This window comes from Sphaerotilus uruguayifluvii, from assembly GCF_013294065.1.
Taxonomy (GTDB): Bacteria; Pseudomonadota; Gammaproteobacteria; order Burkholderiales; family Burkholderiaceae_C; genus Sphaerotilus; species Sphaerotilus uruguayifluvii.
On sequence record NZ_JABSNM010000031.1, the window covers coordinates 1 to 24664 of the forward strand.

Annotated in this window: 25 protein-coding genes and 1 tRNA gene; 15 read left to right on the top strand and 11 right to left on the bottom strand. The window is 70.2% G+C overall.

Annotated elements, in window-relative coordinates; translation table 11 throughout:
* Positions 1–127: 127 nt before the first annotated feature.
* Positions 128–1507 carry a DNA repair protein RadA gene (gene radA, locus HNQ01_RS21175; protein ID WP_173807505.1) on the bottom strand — a complete coding sequence of 460 codons (1380 nt, stop codon included), beginning with the start codon at positions 1505–1507 and terminating at the stop codon, positions 128–130.
* 53 nt (positions 1508–1560) lie between these two features.
* Here radA and HNQ01_RS21180 point away from each other — a divergent pair, with 53 nt between their 5' ends.
* Positions 1561–2190, top strand: a complete 630-nt coding sequence (locus HNQ01_RS21180; protein ID WP_173807506.1) for a LysE family transporter — start codon at positions 1561–1563, stop codon at positions 2188–2190.
* A gap of 19 nt (positions 2191–2209) precedes the next feature.
* Here the strand turns inward: HNQ01_RS21180 and HNQ01_RS21185 are convergent, their stop codons facing one another.
* From HNQ01_RS21185 to alr, 3 genes are all read right to left on the bottom strand, one after another.
* A complete protein-coding gene (locus HNQ01_RS21185) occupies positions 2210–2728 on the bottom strand; it encodes an acyl-CoA thioesterase (RefSeq protein WP_173807507.1) in 519 nt (172 codons plus the stop codon).
* A gap of 109 nt (positions 2729–2837) precedes the next feature.
* Positions 2838–3383: a cytochrome b gene (locus tag HNQ01_RS21190; protein WP_173807508.1), complete on the bottom strand. Its 546-nt coding sequence runs from the start codon at positions 3381–3383 to the stop codon at positions 2838–2840.
* Positions 3380–4492, bottom strand: a complete 1113-nt coding sequence (gene alr / locus HNQ01_RS21195; RefSeq protein ID WP_173807509.1) for an alanine racemase — start codon at positions 4490–4492, stop codon at positions 3380–3382. The genes HNQ01_RS21190 and alr overlap by 4 nt, the downstream gene beginning before the upstream one ends.
* 136 nt (positions 4493–4628) lie before the next feature.
* Here alr and lplT point away from each other — a divergent pair, with 136 nt between their 5' ends.
* Positions 4629–5912, top strand: coding sequence for a lysophospholipid transporter LplT (gene lplT / locus HNQ01_RS21200; RefSeq protein WP_173807510.1), 1284 nt, complete (start codon positions 4629–4631; stop codon positions 5910–5912).
* A gap of 20 nt (positions 5913–5932) precedes the next feature.
* Here the strand turns inward: lplT and HNQ01_RS21205 are convergent, their stop codons facing one another.
* The gene (locus HNQ01_RS21205) at positions 5933–6832 is read right to left on the bottom strand and encodes a response regulator transcription factor (protein ID WP_173807511.1); all 900 of its coding nucleotides are present in this window, start codon (positions 6830–6832) and stop codon (positions 5933–5935) included.
* Positions 6833–7045: 213 nt separating this feature from the next.
* Here HNQ01_RS21205 and HNQ01_RS21210 point away from each other — a divergent pair, with 213 nt between their 5' ends.
* Positions 7046–8242, top strand: a complete 1197-nt coding sequence (locus HNQ01_RS21210; RefSeq protein ID WP_173807512.1) for an amino acid aminotransferase — start codon at positions 7046–7048, stop codon at positions 8240–8242.
* A gap of 10 nt (positions 8243–8252) precedes the next feature.
* Here HNQ01_RS21210 and HNQ01_RS21215 read toward each other — a convergent pair whose 3' ends face one another.
* Together HNQ01_RS21215 and mscL are read right to left on the bottom strand one after the other, a co-directional pair.
* Positions 8253–10352 carry a putative bifunctional diguanylate cyclase/phosphodiesterase gene (locus tag HNQ01_RS21215; RefSeq protein ID WP_173807513.1) on the bottom strand — a complete coding sequence of 700 codons (2100 nt, stop codon included), beginning with the start codon at positions 10350–10352 and terminating at the stop codon, positions 8253–8255.
* Between the two features lie 271 nt (positions 10353–10623).
* Entirely contained in the window at positions 10624–11043 is a 420-nt protein-coding gene (gene mscL / locus HNQ01_RS21220; RefSeq protein ID WP_286181061.1) for a large conductance mechanosensitive channel protein MscL, read from the bottom strand.
* A 269-nt stretch (positions 11044–11312) separates the two neighbouring features.
* Here mscL and petA point away from each other — a divergent pair, with 269 nt between their 5' ends.
* The 7 genes from petA (at position 11313) to HNQ01_RS21255 (ending at position 16128) form a co-directional block, all read left to right on the top strand.
* Positions 11313–11909, top strand: coding sequence for a ubiquinol-cytochrome c reductase iron-sulfur subunit (petA, locus tag HNQ01_RS21225; protein ID WP_173807514.1), 597 nt, complete (start codon positions 11313–11315; stop codon positions 11907–11909).
* A gap of 17 nt (positions 11910–11926) precedes the next feature.
* Positions 11927–13330, top strand: a complete 1404-nt coding sequence (locus tag HNQ01_RS21230) for a cytochrome b (RefSeq protein WP_173807515.1) — start codon at positions 11927–11929, stop codon at positions 13328–13330.
* Between the two features lie 32 nt (positions 13331–13362).
* On the top strand, positions 13363–14142 hold the full coding sequence (locus HNQ01_RS21235) for a cytochrome c1 (RefSeq protein WP_173807516.1): 780 nt from the start codon (positions 13363–13365) through the stop codon (positions 14140–14142).
* 130 nt (positions 14143–14272) lie between these two features.
* Positions 14273–14887 (top strand): glutathione S-transferase N-terminal domain-containing protein, encoded by a 615-nt coding sequence (locus HNQ01_RS21240; RefSeq protein WP_173807517.1) that lies wholly within the window; start codon positions 14273–14275, stop codon positions 14885–14887.
* A 49-nt stretch (positions 14888–14936) separates the two neighbouring features.
* The gene (locus HNQ01_RS21245; protein WP_173807518.1) at positions 14937–15473 is read left to right on the top strand and encodes a ClpXP protease specificity-enhancing factor; all 537 of its coding nucleotides are present in this window, start codon (positions 14937–14939) and stop codon (positions 15471–15473) included.
* A gap of 60 nt (positions 15474–15533) precedes the next feature.
* Positions 15534–15609, top strand: a tRNA-Thr gene (locus HNQ01_RS21250).
* A gap of 105 nt (positions 15610–15714) precedes the next feature.
* Entirely contained in the window at positions 15715–16128 is a 414-nt protein-coding gene (locus HNQ01_RS21255) for a YbaN family protein (protein ID WP_217427647.1), read from the top strand.
* On the opposite strand, the gene dinB is transcribed toward HNQ01_RS21255, so the two are convergent.
* Positions 16095–17330, bottom strand: coding sequence for a DNA polymerase IV (gene dinB / locus HNQ01_RS21260; protein WP_173807520.1), 1236 nt, complete (start codon positions 17328–17330; stop codon positions 16095–16097). The genes HNQ01_RS21255 and dinB overlap by 34 nt on opposite strands.
* A gap of 89 nt (positions 17331–17419) precedes the next feature.
* Between dinB and tldD the strand changes: the two genes are divergently transcribed.
* The 3 genes from tldD to HNQ01_RS21275 all read left to right on the top strand — a co-directional run bounded on the left by tldD (position 17420) and on the right by HNQ01_RS21275 (position 20687).
* Positions 17420–18883 carry a metalloprotease TldD gene (gene tldD / locus HNQ01_RS21265; RefSeq protein ID WP_173807521.1) on the top strand — a complete coding sequence of 488 codons (1464 nt, stop codon included), beginning with the start codon at positions 17420–17422 and terminating at the stop codon, positions 18881–18883.
* A gap of 322 nt (positions 18884–19205) precedes the next feature.
* Positions 19206–20324 (top strand): 3-deoxy-7-phosphoheptulonate synthase, encoded by a 1119-nt coding sequence (locus HNQ01_RS21270; protein ID WP_173807522.1) that lies wholly within the window; start codon positions 19206–19208, stop codon positions 20322–20324.
* Between the two features lie 45 nt (positions 20325–20369).
* Complete coding sequence (locus tag HNQ01_RS21275; RefSeq protein ID WP_173807523.1) at positions 20370–20687, top strand: hypothetical protein; 318 nt, start codon at positions 20370–20372, stop codon at positions 20685–20687.
* 38 nt (positions 20688–20725) lie between these two features.
* Here the strand turns inward: HNQ01_RS21275 and HNQ01_RS21280 are convergent, their stop codons facing one another.
* On the bottom strand, positions 20726–21304 hold the full coding sequence (locus tag HNQ01_RS21280) for a cob(I)yrinic acid a,c-diamide adenosyltransferase (protein WP_173807524.1): 579 nt from the start codon (positions 21302–21304) through the stop codon (positions 20726–20728).
* A gap of 88 nt (positions 21305–21392) precedes the next feature.
* Between HNQ01_RS21280 and HNQ01_RS21285 the strand changes: the two genes are divergently transcribed.
* Together HNQ01_RS21285 and HNQ01_RS21290 are read left to right on the top strand one after the other, a co-directional pair.
* Positions 21393–22154, top strand: a complete 762-nt coding sequence (locus tag HNQ01_RS21285; protein WP_173807525.1) for a UPF0149 family protein — start codon at positions 21393–21395, stop codon at positions 22152–22154.
* An 88-nt stretch (positions 22155–22242) separates the two neighbouring features.
* The gene (locus HNQ01_RS21290) at positions 22243–22665 is read left to right on the top strand and encodes a universal stress protein (protein ID WP_173807526.1); all 423 of its coding nucleotides are present in this window, start codon (positions 22243–22245) and stop codon (positions 22663–22665) included.
* A 14-nt stretch (positions 22666–22679) separates the two neighbouring features.
* Here the strand turns inward: HNQ01_RS21290 and HNQ01_RS21295 are convergent, their stop codons facing one another.
* Positions 22680–22928: a hypothetical protein gene (locus HNQ01_RS21295; protein WP_173807527.1), complete on the bottom strand. Its 249-nt coding sequence runs from the start codon at positions 22926–22928 to the stop codon at positions 22680–22682.
* A gap of 86 nt (positions 22929–23014) precedes the next feature.
* Positions 23015–24622, bottom strand: coding sequence for an alkaline phosphatase D family protein (locus HNQ01_RS21300; protein ID WP_173807528.1), 1608 nt, complete (start codon positions 24620–24622; stop codon positions 23015–23017).
* Positions 24623–24664: the final 42 nt, after the last annotated feature.

Sequence of the window (24664 nt, forward strand, 5' to 3'; positions counted from 1 at the left end):
CCGCAAACCGCTCTCGGCTGATGTCACTCGCGTAGGCTTTTCTCGTCGGCATCCCCGCATTTTCAGGGCAGTCGGGATCGTGAACACGCTCTAAGAAAAGCCTCAGCCTTCGGCGGGCGTGGCGCGCTCAGTCCAGCGTCCGCAGGATCTCGATGGCCTGCTCGATGCGGTCGACCGGATGCACCGTCAGCCCCTCGATCGCCTTCTTCGGTGCATTGGCGCGCGGCACCAGCGCGACCGAGAAGCCGAGCTTGGCGGCCTCCTTCAGGCGGTCCTGGCCGCGCGGGGCCGGGCGCACCTCGCCGGCCAGGCCGACCTCGCCGAAGGCGATGAAGCCCTTGGGCAGGGCGCGCCCGCGCAAGGAGCTCTGGATCGCCAGCAGCACCGCCAGGTCGGCCGCCGGCTCGCCGATGCGCACGCCGCCGACCGCGTTGACGAACACGTCCTGATCGGCGCACGACACCCCGGCGTGGCGGTGCAGCACCGCCAGCAGCATCGCCAGCCGGTCGCGGTCCAGGCCGACGCTGAGCCGGCGCGGGCTCGGGCCGCCGGAATCGACCAGCGCCTGGATCTCCACCAGCATCGGCCGCGTGCCCTCCAGCGTCACCAGAACGCAGGCGCCGGGCACCGGCTCGCCCTGGGTCGACAGGAAGATGGCGCTGGGGTTGGTCACGCCCTTCAGGCCCTTGTCGGTCATCGCGAACACGCCGATCTCGTTGACCGCGCCGAAGCGGTTCTTGATCGCGCGCACCAGCCGGAAGCTCGAATGGGTGTCGCCCTCGAAATAGAGGACGGTGTCGACGATGTGCTCGAGCACGCGCGGGCCGGCCAGCGCGCCCTCCTTCGTGACGTGGCCCACCAGCACGATGGTGCAGCCGGTCGACTTGGCCACCCGGGTGAGCTGCGCGGCGCACTCGCGCACCTGCGCGACCGAGCCCGGCGCCGAGGTGAGCTGCTCGGAGAACAGCGTCTGGATCGAGTCGATGACGCAGAAGGCCGGCTGCTCGGCCGCCAGCGTGGCCAGGATGCGCTCCAGCCCGATCTCGGCCAGCAGGCGCAGCTGCAGCCCCTCCAGGCCGAGGCGGCGCGCGCGCAGCGCCACCTGCGCACCGGACTCCTCGCCGGTCACATAGAGGACATTCATCTGCCGCGACAGCGCCTCGGCCGCCTGCAGCAGCAGCGTGCTCTTGCCGATGCCGGGGTCGCCGCCGATCAGCACCACGCCGCCCTCGACGATGCCGCCGCCGAGCACCCGGTCGAGCTCCTCCAGCCCGGTGGGCGTGCGCGCGACCTCGGCGGCCTCGATGTCGGCCAGCGTGGCCACCGGCTGGCTCTTGGCCAGCGCCTGGAAGCGGGTGTTGCGGCCGGCGGCGCCGGCCGCGGCGGTCGGCTCGGCCACCGTCTCGTCGAGGGTGTTCCACGCATTGCACTGCGGGCACTTGCCCAGCCACTTCGGGCTGGTGCCGCCGCAGTCGCGGCAGGTGTAGATCGTCTTGTCGCGGGCCATGGCGCGATTGTCGCCGTGCACCATTCCCCGACGGGGCATGCTACAAATCCAGGATGGACTTCTCGACCTGGATCACCTTCTTCGCGGCCTGCTGGGCCATCAGCCTGTCTCCCGGACCCGGCGCGGTGGCGTCGATGAGCGCCGGCATGGGGCACGGCTTCTGGCGCGGCTACGCCATCGTCATCGGGCTGGTGCTGGGCATCTGGACCCAGGTGCTGGTCGTCTCGGTCGGCCTGGGCGCGCTGATGGCAACCTCGGCCTGGGCCTTCTCGATGCTGAAATGGCTGGGCGTGGCCTATCTGGTCTGGCTGGGCATCCAGCAGTGGCGCGCGCCGGCGCGCCCGCTGGTCGAGCTCGATCCGCAGGCCGAGAACCTGCCGCGCCGCCGGCTGGTGCTGCGCGGCTGGATGATCAACGCGGTCAACCCGAAGGGCACCGTCTTCCTGCTGGCGGTGGTGCCGCAGTTCGTCGATCCGTCGCAGCCGCTGGCGGCCCAGTACCTGACGATCGCGCTGACGCTGGCCTTCACCGATCTGGTGGTGATGGCCGGCTATGTCGCGCTGGCCTCGCGGGTGCTGGGCGCGCTGCGCTCGCCGCGCCAGCTGCGCTGGATGAACCGCAGCTTCGGCGGCCTGTTCGTGGCCGCGGGCCTGTTCCTGGCGCTGTTCCGCCGCGCCGGCTGAGCGGCGCGGGAGCCGTGTCTCAGCCGCCCGAGTCCGCCGGGCCGGCGGCGGGCGCGGGCGGCTGGGTGCGCACCGCGCGCAGCCGCTGCTCCATCTCGGTGCGCAGCTCGCGCCGTGCCTGGGCATTGGCCCAGCGGCGCTTCTCCTCGGCGTTGAACGGGCGCAGCGCCGGCACCGGCACCGGCTTGCCGTCGTCGCCGACCGCCACCATCGTGAAGAAGCACGAGTTGGCGTGGCGCACGACCTGGGTGCGGATGTTCTCGGCCACGACCTTCACGCCGATCTCCATCGACGAGGTGCCGGTGTAGTTGACGCTGGCCAGGAAGGTGACCAGCTCGCCGACGTGGATCGGCTGGCGGAACATCACCTGGTCGACGCTGAGCGTGACGGTGTAGCGGCCGGCATAGCGGCTGGCGCAGGCGTAGGCGACCTGGTCGAGCAGCTTCAGGATGGTGCCGCCGTGCACGTTGCCGGAGAAGTTGGCCATGTCGGGCGTCATCAGCACCGTCATCGTCAGCTGGTGGGAGGGGAGATCCATGGGTAGGTCGGACCGCGAGGTCCCGGTGGTGGAATGCCTCCCATCTTGCACCAGTCGTGCCGGGTGCCGTCAGCCCGGCGTCAGCGATGCGGCCGGGCCGCTCCGTCGCTCAGCCGGCCATGCGGCGCAGCGAGGTCCGGCCGTGGCGCAGCGCGCCGGCCACATGCAGCGCCAGCAGCGCCAGCATCAGCTTGGCGCCGACATCGTGCAGCCGGCCGCTGTAGTGGTGCAGCGCCGCGTTCGCCTCGATCGGGGAGGGCACCGAGAACCAGCCCAGCACATGGATCGGCTCGCCCTCGCTCCAGAACATCAGCGGCCCGGTCAGCGCCATGACCATCAGCACCGCCAGCAGCGCCGCATGCACGCCCTGCTCGATCCAGCGCTGCAGCCCCGGCGGCGACAGCGGCTCGGGCCGGCGCCGGCCCAGCGCGGTCAGCACGCTCCACTGTACCCGCAGCAGCAGCGGCAGCAGGCTCAGCATGCCCAGGCCGTAATGCCAGGCGGAGAGCCGGCGGTGCAGCGGGCCTTCGGTCACCACGTCGTCGATGATCAGGCCCAGCGCCAGCAGCACGATCGTCAGCAGCGCGCCGCTCCAGTGGACCAGGCGCGAGACCGGGCCGTGCACCGCGGGGCGGCCGGAAGGACGGGCGCTCATGCCGCGGCCGGGAGTTCGGCGACACGCACCGGCACGCGCTGGGCCAGCGCGCACATCAGCTCGTAGCCGATGGTGCCGGCGCCGTGCGCGACCTCGTCGATCGACAGCCGCGTGCCGCGCGGGCCGTGGCCCCACAGCGTGACCTCGCTGCCGAAGCCGGCCGCCGGCACCGGCGTCAGGTCGACCGCGAGCATGTCCATCGACACCCGGCCGACGGTGCCGGTGCGCACGCCGTCGACCAGCACCGGCGTGCCGCTGGCGGCCAGGCGCGGATAGCCGTCGGCATAGCCGCAGGCGACGATGCCGATGCGCATCGCGCGCTCGGCGACGAAGCGGCTGCCGTAGCCGACGCTGTCGCCGGGCTGCAGCTGCTGCACCGCGATCAGGCGCGAGCGCAGCGTCATCGCCGGCACCAGGCCCCAGTGATGGATGTCGTGCTCGGGAAAGTCGGGCGCGCTGCCGTAGCTCAGGATGCCGCTGCGCACCCAGTCGGCGCGCACGTCGGCGGCGGCCGCATGGCGCAGGATGGCCGCGCTGTTGCTCAGCGAGCGCTCGCCCGGCAGGTCGCGGGTGGCCTGGACGAAGGCCTCGACCTGATGGCTGACGCCGCGCGGGCCGTCAGCGTCGGAGAAGTGCGTCACCAGCGAGATCTCGTCGACCTGGGGCAGCGCGTCCAGCCGCGCCCAGGCGCTGCGCAGGTGCGCCGCGGTGAAGCCCAGGCGGTTCATGCCGCTGTTCATCTTCAGGAAGACGCGGTGCGGCTGGTGCGTCTTGTGCGCGGCCAGCCAGTCGATCTGCTCGTCGCAGTGCACGACGTGCCAGAGGTTCAGCCGCGAGCACAGCTCCAGGTCGCGCGGCTCGAAGCAGCCCTCGAGCAGCAGCACCGGGCCGCGCCAGCCCAGGTCGCGCACCCGCTGCGCCTCGTCGAGGTCGAGCATCGCCAGGCCGTCGGCGCCGAGCAGGCCGGGCCAGATGCGTTCGATGCCGTGCCCGTAGGCATTGGCCTTGATGACCGCCCACAGCCGGGCGTCGGGTGCGCGCCGGCGTGCGGTGGCGAGATTGAGGGCGAGGGCGTCGGGATGGACGAGGGCTTCGATCGGACGGGGCATGATCGCCGGATTGTGCCAGCGAGCCCCCCGCGCCACGAGGGCTTGCCGCCTGGGACCGGCCGGTGCAGCGTGCTATAACCGCGCCGCACCCGATCCCGTCCCGTCAGAACACAGAGAGCAGCGCGTCGACTTCCGGATGAAAAAAGGCTTTCACACCATCATGTCTGCGCAGTTCTTCAGCTCGCTGGCAGACAACGCCCTGTTCGTCGCCGCGGTCGAACTGCTCCGGACCTCCGGTGCGCCGGAATGGCAGCGTGCCGCGCTGGTGCCGATGTTCGCGCTGTTCTACGTCATCCTGGCGCCCTTCGTCGGCGCCTTCGCCGACGCGATCCCGAAGGGCAAGGTGATGTTCTTCTCGAACAGCATCAAGATCCTTGGCTGCCTGCTGATGCTGTTCGGCACGCACCCGCTGGCGGCCTACGCGGTGGTCGGGCTCGGCGCGGCGGCCTACTCGCCGGCCAAGTACGGCATCCTCACCGAGCTGCTGCCGCCGTCCCAGCTGGTCAAGGCCAATGGCTGGATCGAGGGCCTGACGATCGGCTCGATCATCCTGGGCGTGCTGCTGGGCGGCCAGCTGATCGGGCCGCACATCGCGCCGCACCTGCTGGCGCTGGACCTGCCCGGCCTGGACACCGGCATCGACACGCCGCCCGAGAGCGCGATCGCCTCGCTGGTGATCCTGTACGTGACCGCGGCGGTCTTCAACCTCTACATCCCGCGCACCGACGCGCCGCTGCAGCCGCTGCCCGCGCAGCCGATGGCGCTGGTGCGCGACTTCTCCGAGTGCAACACGCGCCTGTGGGCGGACAAGCTCGGCCAGATCTCGCTGGCGACGACGACGCTGTTCTGGGGCGTGTCGGGCAACCTGCGCTACATCGTGCTGGCCTGGGCCGCGGCGGCGCTGGGCTACGGCACCACGCAGGCCTCCTCGCTGGTCGGGGTCGTGGCGATCGGCACCGCGGTCGGCGCGGTGGTGGCCTCCGGCATGATGCGCCTCGAGCACGCGACCCGGGTGATCCCGCTGGGCGTGGCGATGGGCCTGCTGGTGGTGCTGATGAACGTGATCGACAACGTCTGGCTCGCCGCGCCCTTCCTGATCGTGCTGGGCGGCCTGGGCGGCTTCCTGGTCGTGCCGATGAACGCGCTGCTGCAGCACCGCGGCCACAACCTGATGGGCGCCGGCCGCTCGATCGCGGTGCAGAACTTCAACGAGCAGGCCTGCATCCTGGCGCTGGGCGCCTTCTACACCGGCATGACGCGCGGCGGCCTGTCGGCCTTCGGCGCGATCACGATCTTCGGCCTGCTGGTGGCCGGCACGATGGGACTGATCGGGCGCTGGCACCAGCGCAACACCGTCACGCACCGCGCCGAGGTCGAGCGCCTGCTCGACATCGCGCGCAGCGACGCCGGGCACCACTGAGCGCCGCGGCCCGAGGAGACTCAGGCGCGCAGCTCGAGCGGCGTCATCAGCGCCGTCGGCTGGAACACGCGCTCGAAGGTGCGGTCGTGCCGCGCCAGCAGGTGCAGCAGCTCCTGCTCGTCGAGCGGTGTGGTCAGGAAGGCGTCGCAGCCGGCGAAGGTCGCGCGGATGCGCTCGATCGCCGAGCCGCGCGGCGCCAGCGCCACCACCACCGGCATGCTGCCGCCGCCCGGCACCGCCTGGCGCTTGATGCGCCGGCCGAGCTGGAAGCCGGCCGGTCCGCCCTGGCCGACGCCGAGAAAGACGAAGCCGTAGCCGGCCAGCGCGGTCATGCGTTCGGCCTCGCCGGCGCTGCGGCTCAGGTGGACCCGGTAGCCCAGCGGCATCAGCGTGTCGCGCAGCAGCCGGCATTCGGCCGGGCTGGCGCTGACGACCAGGATGCGCTCGAGCCGCAGGTCGCCCTCGGCCAGCACGGTGTTGCTGAAGCCGGAGCTGGCATGGAAGTCGTGCACCTCGCGGTCGGCCAGCGCGGCCTGGCGCTGATGGCCGGGCGAGGGCGGCAGGCGCAGCAGCGCGCCGGGGCGCTGCTGGCGTGCCTGGCGGCGGGCCACCAGCTCGTCGAGCGCACGGCGCAGCGCCAGCGCGTCGATCGGCCGCGGCAGCCGCGCGGCGCAGCGCGGCGTGTCCTCGCCGGCCGTGACCGGGGAGCCGACGAGCAGCGTGTCCTCGAGCCGGTCGAGCCGGCGCACCTGGCGCAGCGTGTCGGCGCGCTCGCCGTCGGCGATGATCCAGTCGCAGTCGGGCAGGTCGTCGACGATCTCGAAGCCGGGGCGCCCCGCGTCGAGCCGGAAGAAGCTCTCCAGCGTGCGGCGCTCGAACGCGCTGAGGCCGATCAGGGCAAGGCGCTGCGGAACGGACATCACTGGTACTCCTTGGATCACTTCGTAACAGTCCGATTCTTCGAAGCGGCTTGCTCAGCGTCAAGGTGATGCACCCCCCTCAATACGGCGTGGTACCCATGGGGAGTGCGCCAGATTGCACGATCGGTCGCCGATGTGCGGGGCCTGCCGGACGCGGCCGATAATCTCGCACCTCCTTTTCCTCGCATTTCTCCCCCGGCAGGAGCCTCATCCATGTTCGAACACGTCGACGCCTACGCGGGCGATCCGATCCTCACGCTCAACGAGAACTTCCAGAAGGACCCGCGCCCGGGCCGCATCAACCTGTCGATCGGCATCTACTTCGACGACGCCGGCCGGCTGCCGGTGATGCAGGCGGTGCGCGAGGCCGAGAGCTCGCTGCTGCAGTCCATCGGTCCGCGCAGCTACCTGCCGATGACCGGCCTGACCGAGTACCGCACCCAGATCCAGCACCTGCTCTTCGGCGCCGACCACGAGGTGGTGACGAGCGGCCGCGCGGTGACGATCCAGTCGCTGGGCGGCTCGGGCGCGCTGAAGGTCGGCGCGGACTTCCTGCGCAAGTACTTCCCGGCCTCGCAGGTCTGGATCAGCGACCCGACCTGGGACAACCACCGCGCGATCTTCGAGGGCGCGGGCTTCCCGGTGAACACCTACCCGTACTACGACGCGACCACCGGCGGCCTGCGCTTCGACGCGATGCTGGAGGCCATCCGCGCGCTGCCCTCGCGCTCGGTGGTGCTGCTGCACGCCTGCTGCCACAACCCGACCGGCGTCGACCTGAGCGCGGCGCAGTGGGCCGAGCTGATCCCGGTGATGGTCGAGCGCGGCCTGATCCCCTTCGTCGACATCGCCTACCAGGGCTTCGGCGACGGCGTGCGCGAGGATGCCTTCGCGCTGCGCATGCTGGCCGACGCGGGCCTGGCCTTCTTCGTCGCCAACAGCTTCTCGAAGAGCTTCTCGCTCTACGGCGAGCGCGTCGGCGGCCTGAGCGTGGTCTGCCCGACCGTGGCCGAGGCCGCGCTGGTGACCGGCCAGCTGCAGGTGGCGGTGCGCAAGAACTACTCCAGCCCGCCCACGCACGGCGCGCGCATCGTCGCGCGGGTGCTGGCCGAGCCGGCGCTCCACGCCGCCTGGGTCGCCGAGCTCGACGCGATGCGCGAGCGCATCCGCCAGATGCGCCAGCGCCTGCACGACGTGCTGGCCGCGCGCGTGCCCGGCCGCGACTTCAGCTATTTCCTGACCCAGCGCGGCATGTTCAGCTACACCGGCCTGAGCGCCGAGCAGGTCGACGTGCTGCGCGAGCAGCACGGCGTCTATCTGGTGCGCTCGGGCCGGATGTGCGTGGCGGGCCTGAACTCGGGCAACGTCGAGCCGACCGCCGAGGCGATCGCCGCGGTGCTGGGCGGCTGAGGGCCGCCCCTCAGGCGGGCCTGACCGGCTCGAGCATGCGCCGCTCGAACTGGTCGGCCGGCAGCGCCGGGCTGCACAGGTGGCCCTGGTACTCGTCGCAGTCCTGCGCGCGCAGCCAGTCGAGCTGCGCCTCGGTCTCGACGCCCTCGGCCACCGTCTCGATGCCCAGCATCCGGCACATCGTGATCACCAGCCGCGCCAGCGGGCTGACGCCATGCTCGCCGGCGATGAACGAGCGGTCGATCTTCAGCGTGCTGATCGGGCAGCGCTGCAGGTAGGCGAGGTTGGAGTAGCCGGTGCCGAAGTCGTCGATCGCCAGCCGGAAGCCCATCAGCGCGAGCTTCTGGATCGCCTGCGCGGTCGACTCGTCCTGGCCGAGCATGACCGACTCGGTGATCTCGAGCTCGAGCTGCTGCGGGTCGCAGCCGGTGTCGCGCACGATGCGCTCGATGGTGTCGAGCAGCGCCGGATCGCCGAACTGGCGCGGCGACAGGTTCACCGAGATGCGCAGCCGGTGCCCCTGCGACTGCCACAGCACCTGCTGGCGCGCCGCCTGCTCGAGCACCATCGCGCCGATCGCGCGGATCAGCCCGGTGTCCTCGCTCAGGCCGATGAACACGTCCGGCGGCACCAGGCCGCGGCGCGGATGGCGCCAGCGCACCAGCGCCTCGGCGCCGAGCAGCCGGCCGCTGCCGACGTGCAGCCGCGGCTGGTAGAAGACCTCGAACTGGTGGCGCTCGACCGCGATGCGCAGGTCCTGCTCGAGCTGCACCCGGTCGCGCGCGATGCGCACCAGCTCCGGGGTGAACCAGCCCACGCCGTTGCGTCCGCCCTGCTTGGCGCGGTAGAGCGCGAGATCGGCGTTGCGCAGCAGCGCCTCGATGTCGTGGCCGTCGCGCGGGAAGCGGCAGATGCCCATCGACGGCGTGACCTGCATCTGCAGCCGCCCGATCATCACGGTGCGGCCCAGCTCGGCCTGCAGCCGGCGCACCAGCTGGCGGGTGCGGCGCTCGATGTCGCCGTCGCGGTTGGCCACCAGCACCAGGAACTCGTCGCCGCCGAGCCGCGCGACCAGGTCGTCGGTCTCCAGCGTCGCGTACAGGCGCTGCGCGATCTCCACCAGCAGCCGGTCGCCGATGTCGTGGCCGAGCGAGTCGTTGACCGCCTTGAAGCGGTCGAGGTCGATGAAGATCAGCGCGGCCTCGCCGCCGCTGGCGTGCAGGCCGTCGAGGCGCTGCTGGAAGTCGCGCGAGACGAAGCTGCGGTTGGGCAGGCCGGTGAGGGTGTCGCGCATCGCCAGCCAGTGCGCGCGCGCCTCGGCCTGCTTGAGCTCGGTGATGTCGATCTCGCTGACCAGGAAGACCTGGCGGCCCTCGACCGGATCGCGGCACAGCCGCACCGAGATGTCGTGCCAGCGCGGCCCCAGGCTGGTGTTGACCTGCGCGGTGGCGCGTGCCTGGCCCGAGCGGTGCAGCCGCTCGACCAGCTGGCGCAGCTCGCGGCGGTCGATCATCCGGCTGCGTGCGCCCGCGTCCGGATGATCGACCGTCGCGCGGGCGGCCGGGTTGCGGTAGAGCGCGCGGCCGCGCACGCTGTAGAGCGTGACCATGACGGGCGTGTGCACCATCGCCTCGGCGCTGCGCAGCGTGACCGCGTCGGTCATCGTCTCGCCGACGGCCTCGCACAGCATGCCCATGCGGCCGTCCTCGAGCGGCCAGCCGCTGCAGACGATGTCGACGGTGCGCGGCATGCCGCGCGGGTAGAGCGTCCACAGCTCGGTGCAGCTGCGGTCGTGCAGGTGGAAGTCGTGCTGGAGCTGGAGCAGGCGCTGCGCGATCGCCGGCGACATCTCGCGCGCCATGTCGCGCCGTCGCAGCTCCTCGAGATCGTCGCTGCACCACAGGCCGAGCGCGGCCGGGTTGGCCCAGACGATGCGGCCGTGGTCGATGTCGTAGATCCACACGGGCGTGCGCAGCCGCTGCAGCGGCGACAGACCGGTGTCGGCGCAGAGGCCGTCCTCCGTGTCACTCGCGGCATTCGCCGATTGACGGATCGGGTCGATGACCGCCATGCCGAAGCCGTGGCGGAGGGAAAGGGATGCCGATTCCATGCCGACGATACCCCCTGATGTTGTGACAAATTACCGAGCAAAGCAGTGCCACAGTAATAGGGACAGACTTCAAATGCAAAAGTTACATTGGTACGACACAGTGTCTGTCTCGTCGTGCCAACGCGCGAGCCCGCGCGGTCCGGCGGGGTCCGTCAAGGGGCAAGGGGAGGCGAAGGAGAGGGCGGAAAAAGACCGCGGCCGGGCGACGTGACCACCCGGCCGGGAGGCTGCGAGGCTGCAGCGGGGATGCCGTCGCCGGTGCGACCGGCGATCAGCGCTTGAGCGCGTCGCGGATCTCGCGCAGCAGCACCACGTCTTCGGGCGTCGGGGCCGGCGGAGCGGGCGGCGCCGGCGGCTCGGCGCGCTTGAGCGAGTTCATGCCCTTGACCATCATGAAGATGATCCAGGCCAGGATGACGAAGTTGATGAGGATGGTGATGAAGTTGCCGTAGGCCAGCACCGCGCCGGCCTTCTTGGCCTCGGCCAGCGTCGTGGCGGTCTGCCCGGCCAGCGGGATGAAGGAGTTGCTGAAGTCCAGGCCGCCGAAGATCTTGCCGACGATCGGCATGATGACGTCACCGACCGCCGAGTCGACGATCTTGCCGAAGGCGCCGCCGATGATCACGCCGACGGCGAGATCCATCACGTTGCCCTTGAGAGCGAATTCCTTGAACTCGGACATCATGCCCATGTGTTTTCTCCTGTGCGCGGATGGGTTGCAGGGTATTTGTCAGCCGTGAGTCAGCGCGCGGCAACATGCCGTTACGCTGCGTGAAGTATTCCCGCCTGGGAGCGCGCGTCAAACAATCTTTGGGCTAGGTCCGGACGTGTTGTTTTTGCCCCAGCTTGGGGGCGTCCGGTGCAGGGCCGGTTGTTGCCAGATGTGGAGAAGCCCCTCCTCGGTGGGCTAGAATTAGGGGTTGTCCCCCTCTCAGACCGGACTTTTTTCCGAGGAATCCCATGAGTGACCAGCAAGTCGACCAGGCCAAGCGGACGTGGCTGATCGCGTCGGGCTGCGCCGGCGCCGCAGGCGGCCTGGCGGCCGCCGTGCCGTTCGTCAGCACTTTCACGCCGTCCGAGCGTGCCAAGGCCGCCGGTGCCGCGGTCGAGGTCGACATCAGCGGCCTCAAGCCGGGCGAGAAGCTCACGGTCGAGTGGCGCGGCAAGCCGGTGTGGGTGGTGCGTCGCACCCCCGAGCAGGTGGCCGCGCTCAAGACCATCGAGGGCCAGCTCGCCGATCCGAAGTCGGATCGCACGGCCTATCCGATCCCCGACTACGCCCACAACGGCAACCGCTCGATCAAGCCGGAATACCTGGTCGTGCTGGGCATCTGCACCCACCTGGGCTGCTCGCCGTCTGACAAGTTCCAGGCCGGTCCGCAGCCCTCGCTGCCGGACGACTGGAAGGGCGGCTTCCTGTGCCCCTGCCACGGTTCGACCTTCGATCTCGCGGGCCGCGTGTTCAAGAACAAGCCGGCCCCGGACAACCTCGAGGTCCCGCCGCACATGTACCTGTCGGACACCAAGATCCTGATCGGTGAAGACAAGAAGGCTTGAAGGAACTGAGGTCGAACATGGCTGAATTCAAAGTCGCTCCTCCGGGAGCCTCGGCAGGCGAGAAGCTGCTGACCTGGGTGGACAACCGCTTCCCGGCATCGAAGCTCTACAAGGAGCACATGTCGGAGTACTACGCGCCGAAGAACTTCAACTGGTGGTACATCTTCGGCTCGCTGGCGCTGCTGGTGCTGGTGATCCAGATCGTCACCGGCATCTTCCTGGTGATGCACTACAAGCCCGACGCGAGCCTGGCCTTCGCCTCGGTCGAGTACATCATGCGCGACGTGCCCTGGGGCTGGCTGATCCGCTACATGCACTCGACGGGCGCCTCGGCGTTCTTCATCGTCGTGTACCTGCACATGTACCGCGGCCTGATCTACGGCTCCTACCGCTCGCCGCGCGAGCTGGTCTGGGTCTTCGGCTGCGCGATCTTCCTGTGCCTGATGGCCGAAGCCTTCATGGGCTATCTGCTGCCCTGGGGCCAGATGTCCTTCTGGGGCGCGCAGGTGATCGTGAACCTGTTCGCCGCCGTGCCCTTCGTCGGTCCGGACCTGGCGCTGCTGATCCGCGGCGACTTCGTCGTGTCGGACGCGACGCTGAACCGCTTCTTCAGCTTCCACGTCATCGCCGTGCCGCTGATCCTGATCGGCCTGGTCGCCGCTCACATCATCGCGCTGCATGAAGTGGGCTCGAACAACCCGGACGGCGTCGAGATCAAGGCGAAGAAGGATCCGAAGACCGGCCTGCCGCTCGACGGCATTCCCTTCCACCCGTACTACTCGGTGCACGACATCTTCGGCGTCAGCCTGTTCCTGATGGCGTTCTCGGCGGTGGTGTTCTTCATGCCCGAGTTCGGCGGCTACTTCCTGGAGTTCAACAACTTCATCCCGGCCGACCCGTTCAAGACCCCGCCGCACATCGCGCCGGTCTGGTACTTCACGCCGTTCTACTCGATGCTGCGTGCCACCACCGACGTGATGATCAACGTGCTGGTGGGCATCATCGGCCTGGCCGGCGTCGTGACCTTCCTGAAGGGCAACCTGCCGGCCAAGGGCCGTCTGGCCGTGCTGGTCGGCGCGCTGGTCGCCTGCGCGCTGCTGAAGATCTTCGACGCGAAGTTCTGGGGCGTGGTCGTGATGGGCGGCGCCGTGGTGCTGCTGTTCTTCCTGCCCTGGCTGGACCGCAGCCCGGCCAAGTCGATCCGCTATCGCCCGAGCTGGAACAAGGCCCTGTACGCCGTGTTCGTCGTGTTCTTCCTGGTGCTGGGCTACCTCGGCATCCAGCCGCCGTCGGAAATGGGCACGCTGGTCGCCCAGGTCGGCACGCTGTTCTACTTCGGCTTCTTCCTGCTGATGCCGTGGTGGAGCCAGATCGGCCAATGCAAGCCGGTCCCGGATCGCGTGACCTTCAAGCCGCACTGAGCGCGAGCCCACGACACGGAGCACAGACAACCATGAAAAAGTTCATCGCTTCCCTGCTCGTCGCGGCGTCGGCCGGTCTGGCCGCCGTCGCGCCGGCCCAGGCCTCCAGCGGCGGCATCGCCTGGGACAAGTTCCCGGTCGAGAAGCTCAACGACACCGCCGCGCTGCAGCGTGGTGCCAAGCTGTTCGTCAACTACTGCCTCAACTGCCACGCCGCCGCGTTCATGCGCTACAACCGCATGCGCGACATCGGCCTGACCGAGCAGCAGATCAAGGACAACCTGATGTTCGCCACCGACAAGGTCGGCGACACGATGACGGTGGCCCTGGATCCGCGCCAGGCCAAGGAGTGGCTGGGCGCCACGCCGCCGGACCTGACGGTGATCGCGCGCTCGCGTGCCGGTCACAACGGCACCGGTGCGGACTACCTGTACACCTACCTGCGCACCTACTACCGCGACGAGACCAAGGCGACCGGCTGGAACAACCTGGCCTTCCCGAGCGTCGGCATGCCGCATGTGCTGTGGGAGCTGCAGGGGCCGCGCACCGCGGTGTTCGAGGAGGTCAAGGACCCGCATGATCCGAACAAGGTCATGCACGAGTTCAAGACCTTCGAGCAGATCAAGCCGGGCAAGCTGTCGCCGCAGGAGTTCGACTCGGCGGTCGGCGATCTGGTCGCCTTCCTGCAGTGGATGGGCGAGCCGGCGCAAGGCTTCCGCGTCAAGCTCGGCACCGGCGTGCTGCTGTTCCTGGCGATGTTCTCGTTCATCGCCTGGCGCCTGAACGCGGCCTACTGGAAGGACGTCAAGTAAGATCCGGTCCGCCCTGACGCCATGCCACGGGCGTGGCGTCGCCGCGCAGAGGTGCTCTGATGCCTCTGCGCGATTTTCTTTTTCTGCGCGATCTTTTCGGATCCCGCCCAGTCAAGGAGCACTCCCTGCCATGATGGTGCTTTACTCGGGGACCACCTGCCCCTACTCGCATCGCTGCCGCTTCGTCCTGTTCGAGAAGGGCATGGACTTCGAGATCCGTGATGTCGATCTCTATGCCAAGCCCGAGGACATCGCGCTGATGAACCCGTACAACGAGGTGCCCATCCTCGTCGAGCGCGAGCTGATCCTGTACGAATCGCACATCATCAACGAGTACATCGACGAGCGCTTCCCGCATCCGCAGCTGATGCCGGGCGACCCGGTGGCGCGTGCGCGCGTGCGCCTGTTCCTGTTCAACTTCGAGAAGGAACTGTTCACGCACGTCAACACGCTCGAGGGCCGCGGCGGCATCAAGGCGACCGACAAGGACCTGGAGCGCGCGCGCTCGCAGATCCGCGACCGCCTGACGCAGCTCGCGCCGATCTTCCAGAAGAACCGCTACATGCTGGGCGACGACTTCTCGATGCTCGACGTGGCGATCGCGCCGCTGCTGTGGCGCCTGGACTACTACGGCATCGAGCTGTCGCGCAACGCCGCGCCGCTGCTGAAGTACGCCGAGCGCATCTTCTCGCGCCCGGCCTACATCGAGGCGCTGACGCCGTCCGAGAAGGTGATGCGCAAGTAAGTGCGCGTCCGCGCTGCCGATCGTCCCTTTCCAGAACGCCTCCGTCCGCATGTCCGTCGACCAAGACTCCCAGGGCACCTCGACCCGTCCCTACCTGATCCGCGCGCTGCACGACTGGTGCATCGACAACGGCTTCACGCCGCTGATCGCGGTCCATGTCGACTCGTCGGTGCGCGTGCCGATGGAGTTCGTCAACAACGGCGAGATCGTGCTGAACATCAGCTTCGACGCGACCAGCGGGCTGCGCCTGGGCAACGACCTGATCGACTTCAAGGCCCGCTTCGGCGGCGTCGCGCGCGACATCGTCGTGCCGATCGACCATGTGATCGCGATCTATGCGCGCGAGAACGGGCAGGGCATGGCCTTCCCGGTGCCGGAGGGTCCGACCGAGGTCGAGCCCGAGGAGGCGGCGGCGCCCGAGGTCGCCGCGGCTCCGGTGCCGGGCGGGCTGCGCCTGGCGCCGGCGGTGGTGTCCTCCGAGGTCGAGCCTTCGGACGATGCGGCCGCCGCGGACACGACGCCGGACGACAGCCCGCCGCCGGCGCCGCCGGCCGGCGGGCGTCCGTCGCTGAAGCGGATCAAGTGACGGCGGCGTGACGCAGGCCCGCGTCGCGGGCCGCGCTTTTTCACTACAATCCGCTTCCCCGCCGACTTAGCTCAGCTGGTAGAGCAACTGTCTTGTAAACAGTAGGTCATCCGTTCGATTCGGATAGTCGGCACCAAGGGTTACGATGAACCCGCGTCTTCCTCGCCGGAGGACGCGGGTTTTTTCTTTCCGGAGAGCCTGAGCCGTGAATCCGACGACGAACGAGACCGGCGAGGTCGAGCTGCCGCGCCGCCCGACCTGGGTGCGTGCGCTGTGGCTGGCGGCCGGGCTGACGGCGCTGCTGCTGGGCGTGATCGGCATCTTCCTGCCGCTGCTGCCGACCACGCCCTTCGTGCTGCTGGCCGCCGCCTGCTTCTCGCGCGGCAGCACCCGCTGCGAGCGCTGGCTGCTGTCGCACCGCACCTTCGGGCCGATGGTGCGCGACTGGCGCCGTCACCGCGCCATTCCGCGCCGGGCGCGCTGGCTGGCCTTCGCGATGATGGCGATCGGATCCGCCGTGGCGGCCGGGTCGATGCCGCGGCTGCAGTGGCTGCCGGCGGCCTGCTGCGCGCTGGTGGCGCTGTGGATGGCGAGGCTGCCCGCGCGCGAGGACCTGCCGGCTCAGGACTCGTCCGGAAACAGCGGCAGCGTCTGAGTCAGCGGCGCGTCCGCCGGCGCGGGCGACGGCACCGGGAGCGGGCGCTTCGGCCGCGGGCGCGGCGGCTGCGCATCGGCGCGCGACAGCGTGCCCACCCGCACGCCCAGCAGGCGCAGGCGCCGGTTCAGGCTGACGCGCTTCAGGCACAGGCCGCCGGCGCGGCGGATCAGCGCGGCATCGGCCGTCGGCAGCTCGATCGTCAGGTCGCGGGTGACGGTGCGGAAATCGTCGAAGCGCAGCTTGATGCCGATGGTGCGCCCGACCCAGCCCTTGCGCTGCAGGTCGGCCGCCACCTGCTCGCACAGCCGGGTGAAGAGGGCGCCGAGCTGCTCGCGGTCATGGCGCGGATGCAGGTCGCGCTCGAAGGTGGTCTCGCGGCTCATCGACACCGGATCGCTGTGCGTGACCACCGGGCGGTCGTCTAGGCCGTGGGCGCTGCGGTGCATCCACAGCCCCTGCGTGCGGCCGAAGTGCTCGACCAGCCAGTCGGGCGCGCAGGCCGCCAGATCGCCGATGGTCTGGACGCCCAGCGCGTCGAGCCGCGCGCCGGCCTTCGGGCCGATGCCGTTGATGCGCCGCACCGGCAGCGGCCAGATCCGCTGCGGCACGTCGGCGGCGGTCAGCACCGTCAGGCCCCCGGGCTTCTCGAGATCGCTGCCGATCTTGGCCAGCAGCTTGTTCGGTGCCAGGCCGATCGAGCAGCTCAGGCCGGTGGCGGCGCGCACGTTGTTGCGGATGTCCTGCGCCAGCGCGCGCGCGCCGCCGAGCGGATCGTGGCCGAGCGGCTCGTGTGCGCGCGCCTCCGCGCTCAGGTCGATGTAGATCTCGTCGATGCCGCGGTCCTCGATCGCCGGGGCGAGCTCGGCCACCGCCTCCTTGAAGGCGCGCGACAGGCGCCGGTACTCGTCGAAGTCGGCCGGCAGCAGCACCGCGTCGGGCGCCAGCGCGGCGGCCTTCATCAGGCCCATGCCGGAATGGATGCCGCGGGCGCGGGCCTCGTAGGTCGCGGTGGTGACCACGCCGCGGCCGGCGTAGTCGCCCAGGCGCGGCCAGTGGCCGTCCTCGAAGCGCGCGGCGCGGGCGCGGCTGCCGCCGACCACCACCGCGCGGCCGCGCAGCTCGGGCCGGCGCAGCAGCTCGACCGAGGCGTAGAAGGCGTCCATGTCGAGGTGCGCGATCAGCCGCGACGCCGGCGGCATCGCTGCGTCGGGGTCTGCGTGAAATTCCCGGGTCGGGACACCGTCCGAGTCGTGCATGGGCCGATTGTCGCGGACCTAGAATGCATCGCATGATCTCTCGCGAACCCACCCTGGAGCGGCTGGCCACCGCCCGCCGGCTGCTGCTGGACCCGTTCGGCCTGACCGAGGCCACGCTGACGCGGGCGCTCAACACCCTGTCGGCGCACCGCGTCGACGATGCGGACCTGTACTTCCAGTACACCCGCAGCGAGGGGTGGAGCCTCGAGGAGGGCATCGTCAAGAGCGGCAGCTTCTCGATCGACCAGGGCGTGGGCGTGCGCGCGGTCGCCGGCGAGAAGACCGCCTTCGCCTATTCGGACGACATCTCGGAGGCGGCGCTGCTGGATGCGGCACGCACCGTGCGCACCATCGCCGCGGCCGGCCAGAGCCGGCGCGTCAAGGTCGACACGCCGCAGGTGGTGGCGCCGAGCCGCCGGCTCTACCCGGACCTGGATCCGATCTCCACGCTCGACAGCACGCAGAAGGTGGCGCTGCTCGAGCGCATCGAGCGCATGGCCCGCGCCAAGGATCCGCGCGTGGTGCAGGTCATGGCCGGCCTGGCGGGCGAGTACGACGTGGTGCTGGTGGCGCGCGCCGACGGCACGCTGGCAGCCGACGTGCGCCCGCTGGTGCGCCTGTCGGTCACGGTGATCGCCGAGCAGGGCGGCCGGCGCGAGGTCGGCTCGGCCGGCGGCGGCGGGCGCTTCGGCTTCGGCTACTTCCAGGACTCGCTGCTGCAGGACTATGTCGACCGCGCGGTGAGCTCGGCGCTGACCAACCTCGAGAGCCGGCCGGCGCCGGCCGGCGAGATGACGGTGGTGCTCGGGCCCGGCTGGCCGGGCGTGCTGCTGCACGAGGCGGTCGGCCACGGCCTGGAGGGTGACTTCAACCGCAAGGGCTCGAGCACCTTCTCGGGCCGCATCGGCGAGCGCGTCGCCGCCAAGGGCGTGACCGTGCTCGACGACGGCACCCTCGCCGACCGCCGCGGCTCGCTCAACATCGACGACGAGGGCCATGTCAGCCAGAAGAACGTGCTGATCGAGGACGGCATCCTCAAGGGCTACATCCAGGACTCGATGAACGCGCGGCTGATGAAGGTCGCGCCCACCGGCAACGGCCGCCGCGAGAGCTACGCCCATGTGCCGATGCCGCGCATGACCAACACCTACATGCTGGCCGGCGACAGGTCGCGCGAGGAGATCATCGCCTCGATCGACCGCGGCCTCTACGCCACCAACTTCGGCGGTGGCCAGGTCGACATCACCAGCGGCAAGTTCGTCTTCTCGGCCAGCGAGGCCTACTGGGTCGAGAAGGGCAAGATCCTCTACCCGGTCAAGGGCGCGACGCTGATCGGCAACGGCCCCGAAGCGATGACGCGCGTGTCGATGATCGGCAACGATCTCGAGCTGGACTCGGGCGTGGGCACCTGCGGCAAGGACGGCCAGAGCGTGCCGGTGGGCGTGGGCCAGCCGACGCTGCGCATCGACGGGCTGACCGTCGGCGGAACCGCCTGAGCCGGGCCTGACGGCAGGCTTGCGTCTGCGTCGCCCGGAGCCGACATCGCCCCCGGACCCGGGATTTCCGGTTGACGCGGCCGCGCGGCCTCTCTACATTCGACCCCCATGAAGCGTTTCGCCTTCTTTTTTGGCTACTTTTGGTTCTCGCACCGCACCGGCGGAGGAGAGGCCCACGCGTAGCTGAAAAGCCCGCAAGCGCTCCAAGGAAACCGCCGGATCCCCCGGCGGTTTTTTTTTGGCCGCCGTCCGGAGCCCCCGGTCTTCCGCATCCCGAATCGGCATCCGACACCCGACACACGACTCTCCCAGGAACACGAAGATGAACGCCAAGACCGCTTCCGGCACCGATGCCTGGTATCCGCCCGTCGACAAGACCTCGCAGACCGACGACGAAAGGATCCAGGACGTGACCCCGCTGCCCCCGCCCGAGCACCTCATCCGCTTCTTCCCGATCCGTGGCACCGCGGTCGAGAACCTGATCGCCGGCACCCGCCAGTCGATCCGCGACATCATGCACGGCAGCGACGATCGCCTGCTGGTCATCATCGGCCCGTGCTCGATCCACGATCCGGCCGCGGCGCTGGAGTACGCCCGCCGCCTCAAGCCGCTGCGCGAGAAGTACAAGGACACGCTGGAAGTGGTCATGCGCGTCTACTTCGAGAAGCCGCGCACCACGGTGGGCTGGAAGGGCCTGATCAACGACCCGTACCTGGACGAGAGCTACCGCATCGACGAGGGCCTGCGCATCGCGCGCCAGCTGCTGATCGACATCAACCGCCTGGGCATGCCGGCGGCCAGCGAATTCCTCGACGTGATCTCGCCGCAGTACATCGGCGACCTGATCGCCTGGGGCGCGATCGGCGCGCGCACCACCGAGAGCCAGGTGCACCGCGAGCTGGCCTCGGGCATCTCGGCGCCGATCGGCTTCAAGAACGGCACCGACGGCAACATCCGCATCGCCACCGACGCCATCCAGGCGGCGGCCCGCCCGCACCACTTCCTGTCGGTGCACAAGAACGGCCAGGTCGCCATCGTCGAGACCAAGGGCAACACCGACTGCCACGTCATCCTGCGCGGCGGCAAGGCGCCGAACTACGACGCCGCCAGCGTCGCGGCTGCCTGCAAGGACCTGGAGGCCGCCAAGCTGCCCGCCACGCTGATGGTCGACTGCAGCCACGCCAACAGCAGCAAGCAGCACGAGCGTCAGGTCGTGGTCGCGCGCGACATCGCCGACCAGATCGCCGCCGGCGGACGCAGCGTCTTCGGCGTGATGGTCGAGAGCCATCTGAAGGCCGGCGCGCAGAAGTTCTCGCCGGGCAAGGACGACGCCTCGAAGCTCGAGTACGGCCGCAGCATCACCGACGCCTGTATCGGATGGGACGACTCCGAGCAAGTGCTGGAAATCCTGCACCAGGCGATCCTGGCCCGCCGCGGCTGAGCGGCTAGGATCGAGGGCGAAACCTGCAGACCGAGGAGATCGACCATGAGCGGCCACCTGACTGTCCACTTCGCCCCCGATCAGGAGTTCGTCCTGAACGCGGCCTCGCCGCTGCCCGGCGCCGACACGGCCCGCCAGTGGCTCGACGAGCAGTTCCTCGAGTTCGACTGCGAGCCGCTGCGGGCCTCGGGCAAGGTGCTGGTGGCCGACAAGCTGCTGGCGATCGCGGAGGCGGCGGGGGCGCAGGCCTTCGGCGCCGCGGGCGATGCCGCCTGGGCGGCGCGCTTCGCGGCCGCGGCCTGCGCGGCCACCGGACGCGCGGTGGTCCGGCTCGACGTGCCCTCGGCTCAGGCCAGCTTCTGAACCGGTCGCGGGCCGGCGTGCGGCCGGCCCGGGCCTCGTCAGTCGGCCGCGCGCGCGAGTCGCTCGCTGCGCCAGTAGACGTCGTCGCCGCCCAGCCCGTCGAGGTTGGCGCGGTTGAGCACCCGCGCCAGCACGAACAGCAGGTCCGACAGCCGGTTCAGGTACTGGCGCGGCGCCTGGTTGACCGCCTCGCCGGAGCGCTGCAGCGTCACCACCGCGCGCTCGGCGCGCCGGGCGATGGTGCGTGCCACATGGGCGAGCGCGGCGCTGCGCGTGCCGGCCGGCAGGATGAACTCCTGCAGCCGCGGCAGCTGCTCGTTGTGATGCGCCAGCGCCTCGTCCAGGCGCAGCACCGCCTCGTCCTTCAGCAGCGCGTGGCCCGGAATGCACAGCTCGCCGCCGAGATTGAAGAGCTCGTGCTGGATGACGACCAGCAGCTCGCGCACCTCGGCGGGCAGCGGCTCGGCCAGCAGCACGCCGATCTGCGAGTTGAGTTCGTCCACGTCGCCCATCGCGGCGATGCGCAGGTGGTCCTTCGGCACGCGCGTGCCGTCGCCCAGTCCGGTGGTTCCGTCGTCCCCGGTGCGGGTGCTGATTTGTGTGAGTCGGTGTCCCATGCCGGCATCGTAGCGGCTTGATCCGCACCCCTGTGCCGACGGGCACAATACGCATCCGCAACGAATCCGAAGTCCGAAGGCAGTCCCCATGTCCTCCCCGTCCCAGAACGACCTCACCGATGACGAGATCGGCGAACTCGACGACCTGCTGGCCCAGATCCCGGCGCCGCTCGAGGCGCTCGATGTCGTCATGCTCGACGGCTACCTCTGCGGCGTGCTCGCGCAGCCGGTGGCGCTCGAGATCGCCGAGTGGCTGCCGCCGGCCTGCGACTGGAACCTCGGCGACGAGGAGCATGGCGGCGGCGCGGTGCTGACGCCCGACACGAAGGGCTGGCATGCCGCGCGCCACGAGCGCCTGACCGCGCTGGTGCAGCGCCGCTTCGATGCGCTGAACCGCCAGCTGGTCGAGGACGGCTGGTTCGATCCGGTGGTGATGCAGCCGCTCGACGACGACGGCAATCCGCTGCGCGGCCGCGCCGAGATCGAGGGCGCGCTGGCGCCGTGGGTCATCGGCTTCGAGCATGCGCTGAACCACTTCCCCGGCCTCGAGGACCTGCCGAACCCGGACATTCCGGACCTGCTGGCCTGCCTGCGCCGCCATCTGCCCGACCAGGGCGAGGACGAGCAGGCCTACACCAAGGCGCTCGACCAGGAGCATCCGCTGAAGTCGCTCGACGCGGCGATCGAGGATCTGGTCGGCAACGTGGTCGAGCTGGCCGACATCGGTCGCACCGAGCGGCTGAAGGTCACCCAGGTGCGCCGCAGCGCGCCCAAGGTCGGCCGCAACGACCCCTGCCCGTGCGGCAGCGGCCGCAAGTACAAGCAGTGCCACGGCCGCGATCAAAGTTGATGCGCGTCAAGAAGTGGCTGACCGCACGCTGACACACTGAGCCTGCCGGAACCATGTCGGTTCCGATTCAGCGCGGATGGAGTGTCGAATGAAGATCCTGGTCGCCGTCGATGGCAGCGAGTTCACCAAGCGCATGGTCGCCTACTGGGCGGCCCATGACGAATGGCTCGGGCCGCAGCACGAGTACACCGTGCTGACCGTCGTGCCGCCGGTGCCGCCGCGCGCTGCCGCGGTGCTCGATCGGGAACTGCTGCATGCCTACTACGCCGACGAGGGCGAGAAGGTCTTCCACCCGCTGCGCACCTTCCTGGACCGGCAGGGCATGAAGGTCACCTTCCTCAGCAAGACCGGCCATGTCGCCGACACGATCGCGTCGACCGCCACCGAAGGCGGCTTCGACCTGCTGATGATGGGCTCGCACGGTCACGGCACGCTGGGCAACCTGGTGATGGGCTCGGTCGCCACGAAGGTGCTGGCGCACTGCAAGGTGCCGGTGCTGCTGGTGCGCTGACCGGCCGTGCGGCTTCAGTCCTTCGGGCTGGCGCGGGACGGAGCCTCGCCGTCCGCGCGCGCCGGCTGCCGGTCGCGCCGGTCCTGATCGCCCTCGCCGCCGCTTTCCTGCGTCAGGGCGCCGAAGCTCATGTCCAGGCCGAAGGCCGTGCCGTAGTCGGCACAGTCCTCGGAGCGGCGCCGCTCGGGCGCCTGGCGGGTGCGACCCGGCATCCATGAGGACCAGCTCAGCCAGCTGGACAGCGAACGCTTCATCGTCGTCATTGCCGATCTCCCGGGACTGCCTGCCTCGGTCCGGCGGCGGCGCGCGCGGACCGGTCTGCGGGCGCAGGATCGTGCCGCGGCGGCGCTCAGCCGACCTGCGGTCCGGGCCGGCCGGCCTCCACATGGAAGCTCGCCAGCGTGCTCATCCGCGAGTGCGGAAGCACCGGAAAATCCGTCGCCCTGGCGATGCAGTGTAGCGAGCGTTCCGTCACTTCCAGTTGCATGTATCCCCTGACATCGCTGCGCGCGTGCAGGATGTCCGGGTTCGCGCGGCGGATCAGCGACATCGTCGACTCGGGCATGCCCGAGGAGGTCAGCGAGGTCGCGACGAACTCGCTGGCCACCACCGGCGAGGCCGGATCGTTCGGACGCGGGCGCAGCCGCGCGGCGACATGGCGGTGCACGTCGCCGCCGAGCATCACGACGTTGTCGATGCGCCGCTCGCCGATGAAGCCCAGCAGCGCGGCGCGCTCCTGCGCATAGCCGTCCCAGCCGTCGGTGAAGACCAGGCGGCGTCCGCCCGGCATCGGCACGCCCCACGAGCTCATCTGCGTCGACTGCCCGACCAGCTTCCAGCGACGTGGCGACGCGGCAAGTCCCTGCTCGAGCCACTGGCGCTGCGCCGTGCCCAGCAGCGTGCGGTGCGGGTCGTCCCGTGCATCGCAGTTCCAGCGCATGTGGCCGTTGTATCGGCCATCGGCGTTGCAGGCCTGCGCATCGCGGTACTGGCGGCCGTCGAGCGTCCACAGCTCGGCCAGCCGGCCCCAGGCGAAGCGGTCGTGCATGCGCATGCCGCCCGGGCCGGGCGCCTGGTCGAGCGCCAGCGGCTGATGCTCGAAATAGGCCTGGTAGGCGGCGGCACGTACCTGGACGAAAGCCTCGGGGGGGAGGTCGAAGTCGTCGTCGCCGCGCAGGCCGGCGTAGTCGTTTCGGACCTCGTGGTCGTCCCAGGCCAGCAGCCACGGGTGGGCGCGGTGGGCGGCCTGCAGGTCCGGGTCGAGCTTGTAGTGCGCATGGCGGCAGCGGAACTGCTGCAGCGTGAAGGCCTGGCCGGACGGATGCTGGCCCGTCTCGTGGGTGCGCACCCGCAGCCGCCGCGGGCTCGGGTTGTCGTAGATGTAGTCGCCGACGAAGAGCACCAGATCGATGTCCTGCGTGGCGATCTCGCGCTGCGCGATGAACCAGCCCTGCTCGTAGTGCTGGCAGGAGGCCAGCACCAGGCGCAGCCGATCGACGGGCGCGTCCTCGGCCGGCGCGGTGCGGGTGCGTCCGACGGGGCTGACCGCGTCGCCGGCGAGGAAGCGGTAGAACCAGACCCGCCCCGGCACCAGCCCGTCGGCGCGCACCCGCACGCTGTGCGCCTGCGCCGGATCGGCCCAGACGATGCCGCTGCGCCGCACGCGCGCGAAATGCTCGTCGTCGGCGACCTGCCACTGCAGCGGCACCAGCGCGCGCGGCATGCCGCCCAGCGGTGCCATCGGCTGCGGTGCCAGCCGGGTCCACAGGATCACCGAGTCCGGCCGCGGCTGGCCGCTGGCCACGCCGAGCGTGAAGGGGTCGGCATCGAAGTGCGGGCGGTCCTGGCGCGGCAGCGACAGGTCAGGCGCGGCCGCGACCCGCTGCGCGGCCAGCAGCGCGGCCCAGCGCGACAGTTCCCGCAGGGTCGCGCGGCGCGAGAGGGAGGAAGGCTTCATGGTGCGCCGCAATAATAGTCAGGCGCCGGACGATCCGGCCTG

Bases quoted from the DNA above. Each gene is read 5' to 3' on its own strand.
- radA (WP_173807505.1), bottom strand. From the start codon at position 1,507: ATGGCCCGCGACAAGACGATCTACACCTGCCGCGACTGCGGCGGCACC.
- HNQ01_RS21180 (WP_173807506.1), top strand. From the start codon at position 1,561: ATGGACTTCTCGACCTGGATCACCTTCTTCGCGGCCTGCTGGGCCATC.
- HNQ01_RS21185 (WP_173807507.1), bottom strand. From the start codon at position 2,728: ATGGATCTCCCCTCCCACCAGCTGACGATGACGGTGCTGATGACGCCC.
- HNQ01_RS21190 (WP_173807508.1), bottom strand. From the start codon at position 3,383: ATGAGCGCCCGTCCTTCCGGCCGCCCCGCGGTGCACGGCCCGGTCTCG.
- alr (WP_173807509.1), bottom strand. From the start codon at position 4,492: ATGCCCCGTCCGATCGAAGCCCTCGTCCATCCCGACGCCCTCGCCCTC.
- lplT (WP_173807510.1), top strand. From the start codon at position 4,629: ATGAAAAAAGGCTTTCACACCATCATGTCTGCGCAGTTCTTCAGCTCG.
- HNQ01_RS21205 (WP_173807511.1), bottom strand. From the start codon at position 6,832: ATGTCCGTTCCGCAGCGCCTTGCCCTGATCGGCCTCAGCGCGTTCGAG.
- HNQ01_RS21210 (WP_173807512.1), top strand. From the start codon at position 7,046: ATGTTCGAACACGTCGACGCCTACGCGGGCGATCCGATCCTCACGCTC.
- HNQ01_RS21215 (WP_173807513.1), bottom strand. From the start codon at position 10,352: ATGGAATCGGCATCCCTTTCCCTCCGCCACGGCTTCGGCATGGCGGTC.
- mscL (WP_286181061.1), bottom strand. From the start codon at position 11,043: ATGGGCATGATGTCCGAGTTCAAGGAATTCGCTCTCAAGGGCAACGTG.
- petA (WP_173807514.1), top strand. From the start codon at position 11,313: ATGAGTGACCAGCAAGTCGACCAGGCCAAGCGGACGTGGCTGATCGCG.
- HNQ01_RS21230 (WP_173807515.1), top strand. From the start codon at position 11,927: ATGGCTGAATTCAAAGTCGCTCCTCCGGGAGCCTCGGCAGGCGAGAAG.
- HNQ01_RS21235 (WP_173807516.1), top strand. From the start codon at position 13,363: ATGAAAAAGTTCATCGCTTCCCTGCTCGTCGCGGCGTCGGCCGGTCTG.
- HNQ01_RS21240 (WP_173807517.1), top strand. From the start codon at position 14,273: ATGATGGTGCTTTACTCGGGGACCACCTGCCCCTACTCGCATCGCTGC.
- HNQ01_RS21245 (WP_173807518.1), top strand. From the start codon at position 14,937: ATGTCCGTCGACCAAGACTCCCAGGGCACCTCGACCCGTCCCTACCTG.
- dinB (WP_173807520.1), bottom strand. From the start codon at position 17,330: ATGCCGCCGGCGTCGCGGCTGATCGCGCACCTCGACATGGACGCCTTC.
- tldD (WP_173807521.1), top strand. From the start codon at position 17,420: ATGATCTCTCGCGAACCCACCCTGGAGCGGCTGGCCACCGCCCGCCGG.
- HNQ01_RS21270 (WP_173807522.1), top strand. From the start codon at position 19,206: ATGAACGCCAAGACCGCTTCCGGCACCGATGCCTGGTATCCGCCCGTC.
- HNQ01_RS21275 (WP_173807523.1), top strand. From the start codon at position 20,370: ATGAGCGGCCACCTGACTGTCCACTTCGCCCCCGATCAGGAGTTCGTC.
- HNQ01_RS21280 (WP_173807524.1), bottom strand. From the start codon at position 21,304: ATGGGACACCGACTCACACAAATCAGCACCCGCACCGGGGACGACGGA.
- HNQ01_RS21285 (WP_173807525.1), top strand. From the start codon at position 21,393: ATGTCCTCCCCGTCCCAGAACGACCTCACCGATGACGAGATCGGCGAA.
- HNQ01_RS21290 (WP_173807526.1), top strand. From the start codon at position 22,243: ATGAAGATCCTGGTCGCCGTCGATGGCAGCGAGTTCACCAAGCGCATG.
- HNQ01_RS21295 (WP_173807527.1), bottom strand. From the start codon at position 22,928: ATGACGACGATGAAGCGTTCGCTGTCCAGCTGGCTGAGCTGGTCCTCA.
- HNQ01_RS21300 (WP_173807528.1), bottom strand. From the start codon at position 24,622: ATGAAGCCTTCCTCCCTCTCGCGCCGCGCGACCCTGCGGGAACTGTCG.